The organism is Cryobacterium sp. TMT2-42-4 (assembly GCF_004402645.1).
GTDB lineage: Bacteria > Actinomycetota > Actinomycetes > Actinomycetales > Microbacteriaceae > Cryobacterium > Cryobacterium sandaracinum.
Window position 1 is genome coordinate 172,868 of sequence record NZ_SOFT01000007.1, and the last position, 14,802, is coordinate 187,669.

The 14,802-nt window shown below is 63.2% G+C and carries 15 protein-coding genes; 11 read left to right on the forward strand and 4 right to left on the reverse strand.

Features of this window, described 5'->3' with window-relative positions; genetic code table 11:
* Positions 1-18: 18 nt before the first annotated feature.
* From pdhA to E3O18_RS02015, 6 genes are all read left to right on the forward strand, one after another.
* A complete protein-coding gene (gene pdhA / locus E3O18_RS01995) occupies positions 19-1,182 on the forward strand; it encodes a pyruvate dehydrogenase (acetyl-transferring) E1 component subunit alpha (RefSeq protein WP_134417332.1) in 1,164 nt (387 codons plus the stop codon).
* A complete protein-coding gene (locus E3O18_RS02000; RefSeq protein ID WP_134417334.1) occupies positions 1,179-2,192 on the forward strand; it encodes an alpha-ketoacid dehydrogenase subunit beta in 1,014 nt (337 codons plus the stop codon). The genes pdhA and E3O18_RS02000 overlap by 4 nt, the downstream gene beginning before the upstream one ends.
* Complete coding sequence (locus tag E3O18_RS02005; protein WP_134417336.1) at positions 2,192-3,631, forward strand: dihydrolipoamide acetyltransferase family protein; 1,440 nt, start codon at positions 2,192-2,194, stop codon at positions 3,629-3,631. Before E3O18_RS02000 ends, E3O18_RS02005 begins: the two co-directional genes overlap by 1 nt.
* Before the next feature lie 488 nt (positions 3,632-4,119).
* Positions 4,120-4,959 (forward strand): DUF2252 family protein, encoded by an 840-nt coding sequence (locus E3O18_RS02010; protein WP_198410881.1) that lies wholly within the window; start codon positions 4,120-4,122, stop codon positions 4,957-4,959.
* The gene (locus E3O18_RS16295; RefSeq protein ID WP_198410638.1) at positions 4,896-5,210 is read left to right on the forward strand and encodes a DUF2252 family protein; all 315 of its coding nucleotides are present in this window, start codon (positions 4,896-4,898) and stop codon (positions 5,208-5,210) included. The genes E3O18_RS02010 and E3O18_RS16295 overlap by 64 nt, the downstream gene beginning before the upstream one ends.
* Positions 5,211-5,777: 567 nt before the next feature.
* Positions 5,778-6,116 (forward strand): hypothetical protein, encoded by a 339-nt coding sequence (locus E3O18_RS02015; protein WP_134417338.1) that lies wholly within the window; start codon positions 5,778-5,780, stop codon positions 6,114-6,116.
* A gap of 360 nt (positions 6,117-6,476) precedes the next feature.
* Here the strand turns inward: E3O18_RS02015 and E3O18_RS02020 are convergent, their stop codons facing one another.
* Entirely contained in the window at positions 6,477-7,019 is a 543-nt protein-coding gene (locus tag E3O18_RS02020) for a hypothetical protein (protein ID WP_134396182.1), read from the reverse strand.
* Between the two features lie 11 nt (positions 7,020-7,030).
* Positions 7,031-7,348: a PadR family transcriptional regulator gene (locus E3O18_RS02025; protein ID WP_134396181.1), complete on the reverse strand. Its 318-nt coding sequence runs from the start codon at positions 7,346-7,348 to the stop codon at positions 7,031-7,033.
* Between the two features lie 593 nt (positions 7,349-7,941).
* On the opposite strand from E3O18_RS02025, the gene E3O18_RS16825 reads away from it, so the two are divergent.
* Entirely contained in the window at positions 7,942-8,361 is a 420-nt protein-coding gene (locus E3O18_RS16825) for a hypothetical protein (protein WP_174722101.1), read from the forward strand.
* 146 nt (positions 8,362-8,507) lie between these two features.
* Positions 8,508-9,347 (forward strand): phosphatidylinositol-specific phospholipase C/glycerophosphodiester phosphodiesterase family protein, encoded by an 840-nt coding sequence (locus E3O18_RS02035; protein ID WP_134396179.1) that lies wholly within the window; start codon positions 8,508-8,510, stop codon positions 9,345-9,347.
* 837 nt (positions 9,348-10,184) lie between these two features.
* On the opposite strand, the gene E3O18_RS02040 is transcribed toward E3O18_RS02035, so the two are convergent.
* Positions 10,185-10,379: a hypothetical protein gene (locus E3O18_RS02040; protein WP_134399220.1), complete on the reverse strand. Its 195-nt coding sequence runs from the start codon at positions 10,377-10,379 to the stop codon at positions 10,185-10,187.
* A 943-nt stretch (positions 10,380-11,322) separates the two neighbouring features.
* On the opposite strand from E3O18_RS02040, the gene E3O18_RS02050 reads away from it, so the two are divergent.
* From E3O18_RS02050 to E3O18_RS02060, 3 genes are all read left to right on the forward strand, one after another.
* Complete coding sequence (locus E3O18_RS02050) at positions 11,323-11,940, forward strand: phosphotransferase (protein ID WP_241973550.1); 618 nt, start codon at positions 11,323-11,325, stop codon at positions 11,938-11,940.
* Entirely contained in the window at positions 11,937-12,308 is a 372-nt protein-coding gene (locus E3O18_RS02055; protein ID WP_134417340.1) for a hypothetical protein, read from the forward strand. Before E3O18_RS02050 ends, E3O18_RS02055 begins: the two co-directional genes overlap by 4 nt.
* A gap of 666 nt (positions 12,309-12,974) precedes the next feature.
* Complete coding sequence (locus tag E3O18_RS02060; protein WP_134396176.1) at positions 12,975-13,757, forward strand: DUF4386 family protein; 783 nt, start codon at positions 12,975-12,977, stop codon at positions 13,755-13,757.
* Between the two features lie 180 nt (positions 13,758-13,937).
* Here the strand turns inward: E3O18_RS02060 and E3O18_RS02065 are convergent, their stop codons facing one another.
* Positions 13,938-14,198, reverse strand: coding sequence for a hypothetical protein (locus tag E3O18_RS02065; RefSeq protein ID WP_134417342.1), 261 nt, complete (start codon positions 14,196-14,198; stop codon positions 13,938-13,940).
* Positions 14,199-14,802: the final 604 nt, after the last annotated feature.

Sequence of the window (14,802 nt, forward strand, 5' to 3'; positions counted from 1 at the left end):
ATGCCCCACCATTGCGACATGAGCCTCAATGTCGAGAGCCTGGTTGAGAGCCCCCTCGCCGCGCCGCGTCCCCTCCGCCTGATCGATGACACCGGCCGCGCCGCGCCGCTCGATGAGGCCGGCGGGTTTGTCCTGCCGGACCCGGCCACACTACTCAATCTCTACCGGCGCATGGTCGTCGCCCGCCGCTTCGACGTGCAGGTGACCGCGTTGACCCGGCAGGGACGCCTGGCGACGTACCCATCAGCTCTCGGCCAGGAGGCCTGCGAGATCGCCGCGGTCGCCGCCCTCGGCGCCGAGGACTGGCTCTTCCCCACCTACCGGGACAGCATCGCCCTACTGTCCCGCGGCGTACCGCCCGAGCACATCCTGGCCTCGTTCCGTGGGGACTGGCACAGCGGTTACGACCAGAACGCCCACCGGATCGCCCCGCAGTCCACCCCTCTGGCGACACAGGCACTGCACGCCGTGGGGCTCGCGACCGCGTCCAAGCTCAAACGGGAACGCACCGTCGCACTGACCCTGCTCGGCGACGGCGCCACCAGCGAGGGGGACGCCCACGAGGCGTTCAACTTCGCTGCCGTCTGGCAGGCCCCGGTCGTCTTCGTGGTGCAGAACAACCAGTACGCGATCAGCGTGCCACTGGACAAGCAGATGCGCTGCCGCACCATCGCCGACAAGGCCATCGGCTACGGGATGCCTGGCTACTTTGTGGACGGCAACGACGTCGCCGCGATGTACGCGGTCACCACGACGGCAGTGGAGAACGCCCGCGCCGGCCACGGTCCAACCCTGATCGAAGGTCTGACCTATCGGATGGAGGCACACACGAACTCCGACGACCCGAGCCGCTACCGCGATCCCGGGGATCTGGAGATCTGGCGACGCCGCGACCCGATCACCCGCCTGGACACCTACCTGTGCGAAATCGGCGCGCTGAACGACGCGGAGCGTGCGGACATCCGTGCCGAGGCCGAGGACCTGGCGGCGGACACCCGCGAATGCATGACCCGGTCCGCCCCAGTGGATCCGCTGGAGCTGTTCGACCACGTCTACGCGACCCCGCGCGCCGCCCTGGCGGAACAACGAGCCTTCCTCGCAGCCGAGCTCGCCGAGCACGCAGAGCACGCAGAGCACGCCGCTGCAGCATCCGTCGCCGCCCACTCAGGAGTCAACTCATGACGCTCCCCGACACCGCACCGACGCGCCTGCGCGCACCGGTCACTCTCACCATGGCGGCGGCGCTGAATGCCGCGATCCAGGACGCGATGCGCGACGATCCGACCGTCGTGCTGTTCGGTGAGGATGTCGGCCCGCTCGGCGGCGTCTTCCGGGTGACTGACGGGCTGTACGCCGAATTCGGGGAGAGCCGAGTGAGCGACTCGCCGCTGGCCGAATCGGGGATCGTGGGCACCGCGATCGGCATGGCCATGTACGGCCTGCGCCCGGTGGTCGAGATGCAGTTCGACGCGTTCAGCTACCCGGCGTTTGAGCAGATCGTTTCGCACGTGGCCAAGATGCGCAACCGCACCCGTGGGCGCATCCAGCTGCCCATTGTGATCCGGATCCCCTACGCCGGCGATATCGGGGGTGTGGAACACCACTCCGATTCCTCCGAGGCCTACTGGACGGCCACGCCCGGTCTCACTGTGGTCTCGCCATCGAATCCGGCGGATGCCTATTCGATGCTCCGCGAGGCCATTGTTTCTGACGACCCGGTCATTTTCCTCGAACCCAAGAGCCGGTACTGGGCCAAGGCCGAGCTCAGCCTGCCTGTGCGCACCGCGCCGATGACCACCGCGGTCGTGCTGAGGGAGGGAACCGACGTCACGCTGATCGCCTACGGTCCGACCGTGAAAACGGCCCTCGCGACGGCCGAGCTGGCCGTCGCCGAGGGGCTCTCGATCGAGGTGATCGACCTGCGCAGCCTCTCCCCGTTCGACGACGAGACGGTGGGTGCCTCCCTGCGGAAGACCTCCCGCGCTGCTGTGCTGCACGAGGCGGCGCAGTTCGGCGGCTACGGGGCCGAGGTTGCCGCCCGGCTGACCGAGCGCAACTTCTTCCACCTGGCAGCGCCGGTCCTGCGGATCACGGGTTTCGATATCCCCTATCCCTCCCCCAAGCTCGAGCAATACTTTCTTCCCACTCCCGACCGCATCCTGGCCGCCCTAGGAACCTGGGAGTGGAACTGATGGCTCAAAACTTCATCCTGCCCGACCTCGGCGAAGGACTCACCGAGGCTGAAATCGTGTCCTGGCTGGTGGCCGTGGGCGACACCATCACCATCGACCAGCCCGTGGTGGAGGTCGAATCGGCCAAGTCCATCGTGGAGTTGCCGTCGCCGTTCGGCGGTGTGGTCGAGGCCCTGAACGGGGTCGCCGGCCAGATCGTTCACGCCGGGCAGGTGCTGCTGACAGTGACGGATGCCGCCGAGGCCGACACCGCACGGCCGACCGCTCGGACTGCTGTATCGACCGCAGCGATTTCAGCCGGGGTTCCGGTCACGGAGGTCGACGGGTCGGCATCCGGTGCCGTGCTCATCGGCTACGGCACGAGCGAGATCACGCGTCCCGTGCGGCGCCCTGCCACTGCGCGCTTTGGCGTGCGATCCGGCTCAGCGGCTCCGGTCCTCGCGGCAATCGTCGAACCGGTCTCCGACGTGACTCCGGCCACCCCGGTAACGGCTCCCACCTCTGCGTCTTACCTGGCCGGCCGCTCCCCCGTGGTCTCACCGCTGGTTCGGCGTCTGGCCCGCGAAAACGGCCTCGACGCGACCCTGCTGATCGGCAGCGGGAGCAACGCGCTTGTGCTGCGCCGGGACGTGGAATCGGCAATCCGGGAACGGGCCGCAGTGGTTGAGTCCACACCGGTGGTCGATCCCGCGGCACTGGCCCAACCTGCACCCGTGGCGGAGCCGGTCGTATTCCGGGCCGCGCCCACCGACGACATCCGCATCCCGATCACCGGCCTGCGCAGGGTGGTGTCGGAGCGAATGACCGTCTCGCGCCGGGAGATCCCCGAGGCAACCGTCTGGCTCGATGTGGACGCCACCGAGCTCTTCGCCGCGCGGGACCGCCTCTTCGAAGCCACAGGTGAGCGCTTCAGCGTGACTGCGCTGATCGCCCGGTTCACGGTGGCCGGACTGCGCCGGTTTCCGCTGCTGAACTCCTCAGTCGACACGGCCAGCCAGGAGATCCTGCAACGCGGTGCCATCAACCTCGGGCTCGCCGCTCAGACCCCGCGGGGGCTGATGGTGCCGGTGGTGCACGACGCCCACTCACTGACCACCCGCGAACTGCGGGATGCGATCGCCGGTATCGTGACCCAAGCGGCGGATGGCTCGTTTTCCCCATCTCGACTCAGCGGCGGCACCTTCACCCTGAACAACTTCGGTGCTCTGGGTGTCGACGGGTCAGCAGCGATCATCAACCACCCCGAGGCTGCAATTCTGGGCATCGGGCGGATGATCGAGCGCCCCTGGGTGGTCAATCACGCCCTTGCGGTGCGCACTGTGGTCGAGCTGTCGCTGGTCTTCGACCACCGGGTCTGTGACGGAGGCACCGCCGCCGGTTTCCTCACCTACGTCGCACGCTGCATCGAGAACCCGGTGAGCATGCTCGCCGACCTCTGACCGAGCCGCAAACCGCCTCGACCCTGCTGTGCCATCTGGGGTCGAGGCGTGCGCCGGGTCGTCTACGACAGGCAAAGACACCTCGGGGCAGGGGTCCTGCCACTGGGGTGTGTTGCCATTGACGCCCTCAAGTGCGAATCCTCACCGGACGGGCTATCCGGGCGGGCGTTGACGTTTCTTGCAAGGGTTCACTCGGCCATCGGTGTGTGCGCGAGACGATCGTGCGGGACTCGGAGGCGCGCCAACTAGCGCTGCGATAACCGCGCTACTTATCGATCACGGTCACAGCGATGCCCTGGCGACTGGGTGTGACACGAAACTTCTATCCTTCACGCGTGTTGTCGGGCCATGCATAACCACGGGTTTCCGTCCGAGACGCATCGCAGCAACCGCACATTTTGGAAAGTGCGCAACGGGCATGACGTGGGGGGTGCCGTGGAATACTTGCGGCCGAATTTAGCTGGCCACCGACAGAGAGATGGTCTTCCATGACCGAATTCAACCCGACGGGGGCGTCACCGCTGCGTGCGCTGCGCGATCTTTCAGAAACTACAGGTGAGCGACGAGAATCCGGAAGGCTTGCCCGTAAACGTGCGGGTCGGAGGCGAACAGGGGTATGGGATGAGGCGGCACGAGGCCACGACGCTCTGGAAACGATCCTGTCCCAAGACAGTATCCGGGTCCCCGAGCTCCTCCCCATTCGCCGCGATCGAATGGCGGCCTCTCCTTGGAACTATTTCCGAGGGGCTGCGGCCGTCATGGCAGCCGACCTCGCCTCTCAGCCGAACAGTGGGCTCAATGTGCAGCTCTGCGGTGATGCCCATGTCCTCAATTTCGGCCTTTGGGCCACTCCAGAGCGGCGCCTGATGTTTGACCTGCGCGATTTTGACGAGACGCTACCTGGACCCTTCGAGTGGGATGTGAAGCGGCTCGCGGCCAGTTTGGTGGTAGCCGCACGCCAGGACAGGATTAGCGCGAGACGCGCTGATGCTGCCGTGGGCGCTGCTATCGAGGCCTATCAGATCCGGATGCGCCGCTACGCCACCGCGCCCGAGCTAGACATTTGGTACGACGGCATGCACGTTGAGAGGTTGGTCAAGTACTTCAAGCCTGCCGATCGCGGGGGCGTGTCGATCCACATCGAGAAGCAGAAGGAGCGGCGCACAAGCCGGCATGCCTTCACCAAGCTCACTGACATGGTTCACGGTCGCCCGCGCATCACCGAAGATCCACCGATCCGGGTCACCATCGACGCGCCACCGACATCTTTGTCGGTTGGGGCTCGTTCCACGGGAGGGACTATTACGTACGCCAATTCCGTGACATGAAGATTATCCCGAGCATCGACCTTGTCGGCTCACGCCTCATCGAGTTTGCCACTGCCTGTGGCGAGACATTAGCTCGCGCCCACGCCCGCTCCGGCGACCCGCAAGCCATAAGCAGCTACATGGGAAAAGGTCCTCAGTTCGCCACAGGAATGACAGAGTTTTCCCGCCGCTACGCCGAGCAGAACGAGCGGGATCACGTACAGCTGGTCAAGGCCATCGCCGACAAGACCGTCGAGAGCATGCCGCGGTGACAGACACTGTCGACGACCGGGGCTCTACCGCGGCACCGACAGCAAGAGGAGTCCCAGTCCGTTCGCGCCAGCGCTAGGCGCGGCAGAGCAGCGAGCGGACTACGGCCCACACGGGGTTGCGCGTTTGGCGTTGGGCGAAAACAAATGTGCAACAGACCGTTGCACGCAGTCGCGTGGGAGGCTTACTCAGGGGTAGGCATGTCTTGACGGGTAGGCAACGGCTCTGCATGCCGCGCTCGTCGAGCAGGAGAGGACGGGCAAGTGACGGGACCTGTAATGGAGCCAGCGGCGCCTGGACGGTCCCGGTACGGCTGGGGTGCCGTATCTCTGATCGTCGCAGCCTTACTGGTTACCGGATCCGTCGCCGGAACTCTTGTGTTCATTGTCCCGGCCACAGTCGGCATAGTCATGCTCTGTGGTGGTCCGTTCTATGCGGGCTACTTCGTGCCCACAATGATTGCACGCTGGCGCCGAGCAGCTCTGAGAGCGGATGCCTCTGAGGTCCTCGATCAGGAGGGGTTTCCGAATCAGCGATATATCCTGCATTTTGGGACGACGAATCAGCGAATGACTCTGCTCCTGAACGCTGTGCTCATTGTCAACTTGGTCTCGTTCGGACTGTTCCAGTTGATCAGCCGTCTGAATCCCCGCAGTGATGACGTCCTGGCCTCACCTGTGTTGATCTTCGGCATTATTGCGGTCGTTGCCGGTATTCCGCTCATTGTCTTGAATCTCAAGTGGAGACTGAACAAGGCAACGGTCCCAGTGGAGACGATGGCGCTCCGACATCAACTGGGATCGTGGCGGTTCATCCGCGCAGGCCGAATCCTATCCATGGCCGTGTGGTGTGGTTACCCGGCAGCGTCGATTCTGGTGATTGCTCTCGGTATAGCATCCGGGCAGTGACCGCGGTGGCGATCGGTGGCATGTGTCCCACGAAACGATCTACCATGCCCTCTAATGGCCGGGAAACAGCAGTTTGACCGGGAAATTGAAACCCCACCTCCGAACGGGTCTGCCGACCACTGGAATTGGCCCGAGAACTCACCTGGCAGAAGTGGTCCTGTTCTCGGTCGGCGTTGACAGCCACGGTCAGGCGACTCTCTGAATTCGTCCAGACAGCACGGGCTGGCTGAAGAAATCGGTTGCGCGAGCACACGTGAACAAGCAGTGGCTACGGTAAGCCTCCGTTCTCGGACTCCAGCGCCCTTAGTGGACGCCGGGTTGGCCCGACGAAGATGCTTCGGCAGAACAGATTCTCGAGAATCACTCCCCGTTGAAGGTTCGCGAGTGCGAGGGCGACCCACCGCGGAGGGTAAGGAACCGCCACGGCCGTGAGGCTAGTACGAAGGCGATGATTCCGACGGCCGGGCAGACCCAGCCGACGTCGACCGCGAGGCTGAAGCCACTGGCGGACGGGCTGTAGGTAAGGCTCGACCCGGGGAAAAAAGTCATCGCCCCGGTAACCGGGCTTTCGGGAGTTGCAGCCATTGCACCATCAAGCCAGCTCAGTGCAGCGAGTAGCTCGGCTAGCAGTGACAGTCCGAGGAGACTGATGCCGACCGTGAATCCGACTGTCCAACGCGGGCGCGTGGGATCTGGGCAGCTTGCAGCTGCGGCCATCCCGCGGGTGCTACCCAATCCTCGGACGGCATCACGCGACCCGACGAGTGCGGTCGCAGCACCGAGGTTGGCCCTGAGCTCACGCCTCAGATCGCGTCGTCTCTGGCCCGGGACGCCGGCGAAGTCGAGCCACAGGTCGTAGGACAGAGTGGCGCCCACGATGCGGGCGCGGTCGAGGACATTCATTCTGGATTCCTTCACTTGAGGACATGATCAACGTTGGCGGTGAGCGTGGTCCACGCGTCGAGTGCGCGAGTCGCTTCTACCTGGCCGGCGGCGGTGAGAACGTAATACTTTCGTGCCGGTCCCGAGGCCGACCGCACGAGGCGCGAATCAAGCAGCCCGGCCGACTCCAAACGAGTCAGTGCGGGATATACGCTGCCTTCCGTCAGTTCCGTGAACCCGGCCTCTCGAAGACGAACCACGAGGGCGTATCCGTAGTCGTCCTGCTCCCGGACGAGGCGCAGTAGGAGGAGGGAGAGGACTCCCTTGAGCATCTGCGCATCGTGTGCCATCCCGTCAGCATAAGACCCAGTACTAGGTATACACAAGTACCCGAGTGCGCCAGCGCCAAACGCTCATGGGCTCATGGGCTCAATTCATGTCGGAGAGGTCTACTCCTGGTACTGGTGTGGACAGTAGCGCCGCAAATTCGTCCCGATAGCCGTGCCCGAATGCCGCTCCCCCGAGACTTCGGAACCGCCGCGCATGGGCAGCGCATCTGCGTCCGTCGAGGTTGGGCTCGCGGGCGAAGCAGGGGACCATTCAGTTGACGCGCTGGGCAGCACCCTGAACCGCACCAGCAAGGAAATCCTGTGTCATCGAGACACCGCGGAGATCCACGACATCTCGCCGCTCCTGCGGTGTCCGAGGCCGTCCACGAGCAGGCGATGCGACGCTTCAGGGAAGCAACCGGGCTCGTGCCAGTCGAGAATCCGACAACACGACTGCTCGGCGCGCGTGCCGAGACGCGAGCTGCCGATGTCGAAGCGGCGTTCGCGGACCCGACCATCCGGGCCGTTCCTGCAACGATGGGTGACGACGATCAGATCGTTCCTCGGAGACAGCGACACACCTCGGGCCAGGCCCGCACCTCGATGACGTGCACGTGGCGTCACTTCGCGCGTCACTGCTGGACGAAGGCAATATCGAACTCACCGATCCGGGCGAGTCCGAGGACTTCGGCATCCCCTGGACCGACCACCAAGCCCTGATGGAGTTCGGCGTAGGTGAAGCGACGGAACCGTGGACTTGGGCGGGCGTCAACACGGTGGCCGACGGTCCGACATGGGGCGGTTGCATCGAGGTCATTGATGAACGAGGAGTTCATGATGCCGTCGCCGGCGTGCTCATCGCCCGACCGCCGGTCAGCGAACTGAATTCGGCCGTGCCGTCCGTGAGCGAGCAGGCTCGCCTGCGCGCAGTTCAGCACGACACGATTACGGCAGTGGATCGTCCCGCACGGCAATACGGTCACGCAGGCCCAGACCGTTCATGGTGCGTTGGTTCGACCGGCGCCAGCAGGTAACCGGACGCCGCTAGAACTGTAGCCGTTGCGCATTACAAACCGAACCAGCTTGTTCACCGGAACACGCGTGGAGCCGATAATGCGGTCAATCTCATTTCGACGGGACTTTCTCGGCGGAACACATTTTGTAGAAACGGACTTCCCTGATGGCCAAAAATACCGCATTAGTTCTCGTTACCCTCGTCGGCCTCGCTACCGTCACCGGCGCGGCCGCACCACCACCGGCCGACATCGTGCTCGGTGAACCGCAGGCTGCCGCCCACGCTCACAATGACTATGAGCATGAGCGTCCGTTATTTGATGCCCTCGAGCACGGATTCACCAGTGTGGAAGCCGATGTTTGGCTCGTAGATGGCGAACTTCTCGTCGCTCACGATCTCGAGGATGTCCAGGCGGGGGTCACTCTCGAAAGCCTCTACCTGGATCCGCTCGACCGCATCGTGGACGGACGTGCTGGCAGTGTCTACTCTGGCTGGGATGGCAGCTTCCAACTTCTGATCGACATTAAGAGTGACGGCGAGAGCACCTACGCTGCGATTGAGGAAGACTTGGCTGAGCATCGCTCGATCATGACCACGTACACCAACGGCAAAACCAAATCCGCACCGGTTGTCGCCGTGGTCAGCGGCAACCGCCCTCTAAAAACCATGCAAAATCTTGACTCACGGTTGGCATTTTATGACGGCCGCTCCGGCGACCTGACATCTGGAATACCAGCCGATCTCATGCCGCTGGTCAGTGAGAATTGGAACAAGCTATTCGTGTGGCAGGGCGTCGGTCCGATGCCGGAAAGCGAAAAGGTCAAGCTGCGCGAATACGTGCAGTCGGCGCACTCCCAGGGCTACCGTGTCCGTTTCTGGGGGACCCTCGATATTCCGGGCGAAGCCCGCGAAGCGATCTGGACTGAACTGCACGAGGCCGGCGTTGACCACATAAATACCGATGACCTCGCCGCGCTGGAGGAGTTCTTGGGGAGCCGGAGCTAGCGGAAATCGCCATCCGCTCGCCCGGACTTGAAAGAAGTACTGTGTACACAGTTGATATCGATCGGTGTCCCCAGTTCGGCCCGAACACGGTGTTCGCGGCGTTGACGTAGCCGAAACTGTTGACCGATTTCTGATACCCGGCCGAGCCGCTGCCAATGAACCACAGGCCGCAGGCTGATCCACCGGCCCTGTCGCAGGGTACGCCCTTCGCTGCCGACTGGGCGTACGGAACCTGGTGTAGCCAGGACCGAGATCCACATCGTGCCTCTCCACTTCACGGAGCGTCTGCACCGGGCAGGCAGCTAGGCCGTAGTCACCACCACCGTGCAGGAGAGTCCAGGTATCTGACGCTGGGCGCAGTCCTAAACGGTGCCACCCAGTTCGGGGTGGTTGGCCTGCTGGTTGCACCCTATCTGTGCTCGGAGGGGCCCTTTCAGTCGCTTTGGTCGACCGGAGCTCAGTTCGCGAGAGCGCGGCCAGCATGGTCGCGGGCGGCTTGGGCACAGCGGTCGGGGTGGGCATTGCTGGCATCGCGTTGGGGCTCATCACGAGTAGCGACTTCCTCCGTTACTCGCCGTGCGACAGCACGTCCCTCCTCGTTATCGCGCAGGGAGTTCTCGTTACTGTCCCACTCGTCGTCGTCGTGCTTGTGGTAGAACCTCGTCCATTCCGGAAGTTCAACTTCAGAGCGCCCGAAATCGGCTGCCGAGTTCGATCATCAGCAATCGCGTTGCCAAACCAGAGTGGCCACTTCACTACGTTCCGGCACGGAGCGATGGTCCTCAACCAGACAACGATCTGGCAGATCCTGCCCTCGGATTGGATGTGCACGCTGGTTTACACGCCGCGGAGCAGCCAGTCGTTGTCAGGGTTCCTGCCACCCTCGGGGTCAGGTGCGTCCGAAGCTGGCACGGACATGCTCTGCTCGTCCACGCGCACCCGTGCCGGCAGGTCACGCCAGCGGTCCAGCGGGGCCGCGACAACAGGACCAGGATCGTCCTCTTGAACGCTTTCGTTCGAATCGCCGATCACGTTGCCCACCTTCCGTTTGCCAACCTCAGCGTCCCGCTGTGTGATCCATCCAGCCGACTGTGACGCTCGTCGCTCAAGCACCCGCCGCCCCGGGGTTGCGAACCGACCGACCTGGAACGGCGCCGTTCAGCCCTGCTGTTGAGTGCACGCGCGTCTCCCAGCGGGCTGCTGGAAAATCGATGCGGAAAACGTCCCGCTCTCGGTGTCTCTTTGCTCGGGCGGCGAACTCGTCACGGACCTGAACGACGCCCTTTGCTAGCCCAATTCGATTTCGTCGTCCGTCTGTGATTTGGGTCAAAATGGTGGCGTCAACAAAGCGATCGATCGCGACCTGGGCAACCTGAAGGGCAGCGCTGGATGGCGGTGAATTCGCGTCGCTCAATGGCGTGAATGAACGGGGCAGCGCGATTGCAGCGATCACCGAGTCAGGGCGCTGGGTTGGAACGATGGCAGGATTCGTGCCCGATCCAAACACCGGCCCACCCTCTCATGGGCGTGTAAGTGGCACCTGCCCTTCGTGGCGGCGAGTTCGGCTTGACCGATGCTCTGTTGACGGCCGTTGAAGCCTGGGCCCGTAGCGAGACCGTCCGGTTGACTCTCCCCTGTGCACGAGGACGCGGCCGCGCCGGGCGTCCGAAAGTCGGGGCTTCGCGGCCACCGGGCACCGTGTCCCGTACAACCTCGACACCAGCAGGAGCGAACTGAAAATGGTCAAGACGTTCTCACGCCTAATTGCCACCTTTTCGGTGGTAGTGGCAACGCTGGCCGGGCTCGCTCACGTCCAGGGTTCCGCTTCAGCCCTTAGGTTGGAGAGGTGGATGAAGAGGTTCTGGCGGGGGGAAACTCGAGCATTGTCGTGCGGGTAGGCGACACCGTTCACCGCCCCGCCGGTCCTTGGACTCCCGCGGTACATCAACTTCTGAGCACACTCCGCGCGGCGGGAGTGACGGAAGTACCTGAGCCCTTGGGCATGGACGAGCAGGGCCGCGAAGTGCTCTCTTACCTTCCGGGAATCGTCGGCCACTACCCAATGCCCAGCTGGATCTGGTCGCCCACGATCCTGCACGAGGCTGGGTCTCTGCTCCGACGGGTGCATGACGCCAGCGCGCCCCTCGCGCATTCGGCCGCCATATGGCAGCTGCCTGCGCACCAGCCAATCGAGGTGGTGTGCCTGAACGACATCGCACCGTACAACATGGTCTTCCAAGACGGGCACATTGCGGGTCTGATCGACGTCGACCTGGCCTCCCCCGGGCCTCGGATTTGGGACCTCGCGTACCTCGCATATCGGCTCGTTCCGCTTGGCGAGTACGCAGACCATGACGCTCCGGACCGGGATGCTCGCCCCGGCCGCCTCGATGGGCTCATCCGTGCGTACGGCTATGAGTTCGATCAGGCTGCTGTGCTCCGTGCGGCAGCGCACCGGATGGAAGATCTTGCCGTTTTCACTGATCAACGTGCCGCAGACACGGGTCGCAGTGATTTCGTGGAGCATGCCGCACTATACCGACGTGATCGCGGCCGACTTCTTGACATGATCGCAAGCCTGAAAGCATCGTGAACGCGGATATCCAGGTAGTCCAAGTCAACGATCCACGCCTGCAGCATCTCACGGCGGCGGGGTACGTTGTTGTCGGCGAATCGTGGGGTGCACGCCTGCGCCTGAGCGATCCAGCCAAGTTCACAGCACTGGAAGCGGCCGTCGTCGCGGCAACGGACCAAGGATTCCTGATCGAGGAACTCGCTGCCAGCTGGGCGCCTCAGGTCACAGCACTCGAAGCAGTGAACCACGCCGACTACCCGTACACGCCAGCGACATCCGTGCCGCACCGCAACGAGTTTGATGTACTCGAACTGTGGGAATCCGGGCGCCACCTTTACGGCGCCATCAATGACGGGAACTCGTTGCCATCAGCGTCATCAGCCTGATGACTGCGCGCGCAGAAACCAAATTCACGTCCGTTCACCGTTCCTACCGCCGCAGAGGGCTCGCCGTGGCCGTCAAGGCCGCATCGCACGGGTGGAGCTCAAGTCAACGCCGGCAACATCCGCATGAATGATCATCTCGGCTATGCCATCGAAGAACGCTGGCTCAGCCTCACGATGCCGTGAAAGCACAAGAAAACCCGACCGGAAGAGGTTTCCGAATGCCACTCTTCCGGAACGTCGGAATCTCGGCGAATTGGTGCCGAACCTGTGTCCACAGGCGTCCGACGAACGAGTCTGTCGTCAGCGCAGTTCAGCTTCAAGGCACAACGCGGAAAGCGTCAGGTAGCCAGGCTTCGACGGGCGCCTGCTCGGGTACCGGAAGTTCTGTACAGGTCGCAGGAACGACAAGGTGCCACCGCCCGCGCGGCCGCGTGAGCCGCCCAATATGACAACTTCAATAGTGAAGTTCATCGCAGGTACTAAATGGAGCGCTGGCCGATAGCCGCGGCGGTTTCCAGGAGTAGCCCGTCATCCATTCAGGGCACTTGGAGGCGCCTGCTAAATCCATTTTGCGCAACCGTTCTCGCGCGTACCATTCGATGCGTCGCCAGACCGTGACCGGCGCGCCATGCTTGTCCGCGCGGAGCTATCCCGAAGGAGTGCACCATGCGTGCAACCAGCGACAACTACAGGCGTCCCGCATCGGAGAAAACAACGGTCGGGAACATAAATCGGTCAGCATTGCGCTCAGGTGGGATAGCGGTTATCGTCGCCGGACTTGCAGGCATCGCGATGTTCACCCTCGAACTAATGGGACCGGTTCTCGGTTTCGATGACACCGACAACCCCGCCGTGAGCCTCGACTATCTGCGCCAGTATCCGCAGTTTTATGCTTTGGCGGCGGTCGCAACGTTCACCATGGCACTCGCGTACATCGTGGCCAGTTTCGCTATCTCAGATGTGCTTACGCCACGCACGAGTAGTATCACCCGCCGAAGCCTGAGCGCGCTCGGACTTTTCGCGGCTGCGTTCTTGTTCATGCAAGGGGTCTTGCGCGAGTCGGTGGGGCCGTTGCTCTACATCGACTCGCTCGATAGGGGATGGGGCGAGTCCGCATACCTCACCATTCAGATGTCGGGAACCCATGGTTTCCTTGCGGCGGGCCTCATTACGCTCGCTATCTGGTCCGTGGGCATCTGTGTGGCCGGGGCTCTCTCCCGCTCCCTTCCGATCTGGTTATGTGTCTTGGGATTAGTCGCAGGCCTCCGTCTCGTGATGCTCCTGGCTGGGCCATTGATGACGGCAGCAGCGATCGACCTGCCCGGGATCTGGCTTGCCTCCATGGCACTGATCCCTCTGGGAATGCTTTGGTGGCTGGCCCTCGGCGTGGTGCTGCTGGTCAAGTCCCGCCGCAATCACGAGCAGCCACCTGTCAATTCAGCACAGTGAGCCACACCGAGTAAACGCGTACTGAGACCTGTATGCAGGTCCCGCCGGGAAGGTACACCACCGGCGGCTGCGGCACTGCAACCCGCCCGCACGAGGATCCCCTTGGGCCCCCTACGACCTGGGCTCAGCACAGCTCATCCTCCACGCTCTCCCGAATTTGTCCGGATGCACCGACGCTTCTCAGCCTTTATGAATCAGGTCTACGATTTTCTGGGCGTTGTCGTCTGGAGAGACGCTGATCTGCACATGATCACTTTCCATGGCCTCCATCACCACGACGGCAGCCTGTATCTCCCCGCCGATCTTGATCATCAGGCGCACCGAATCCCCGGCTTGGACAGCCTTCACCGTGAGGGCGTTAAAGACGACCGCCCCGTCTTCGGTAAACGTCACATCAACCGCGTTCTGCCCCTCACTTTCGGCGATGGTGGCATCCTTCACTCCAGCTCGCTCAAGTACGGATGGGAGAACAACATTCTCGCCATTGACCTGAACGCATTGCGGGTCCGCCCCACCAGCGCAAGTCTGCGATACCGCCAACTCGATCGCTCCCCCGGCAGCCGACGCTGAGTCACCGGTGCCAACTCCAGCCGAACACCCACTGAGGACCAACCCGACAAGTACGACCAGAGAGAGCCTGGGTGTTCGAGAAGCCATGAATAACCTTCCTTCGACGCGGGCTGAGGACCTGCAGAGCTTCCGCGTCCAACTTTTGCCCGACCGCGGATTGGCGATCTATGAAATGTTCAATTGCACCAGCAGAGTCTCAGCAGCACTGGAGATGCTGCCAATTGAGGAAAGAGTGACGATGCCAGCAACGCCCCAGAACCAGTAACGGTCACTCCGACCCGCTTTCATCCGGTTGAACGCCAGCCACCAAGCCGCCACCGAGCGCCCGGGGCGCGACGTGCAGGACATCCCTACGTGTCAGGGTGAGTTGAGGCCAGTAGCTCAGAGCAAGTCCGCCGTTTGACGTAGGGCGAGAATCAGGAAGTCCCACCATGTCCAGCCCATCGTTGATCGCCGTGCGCGACGATAGTTCCAT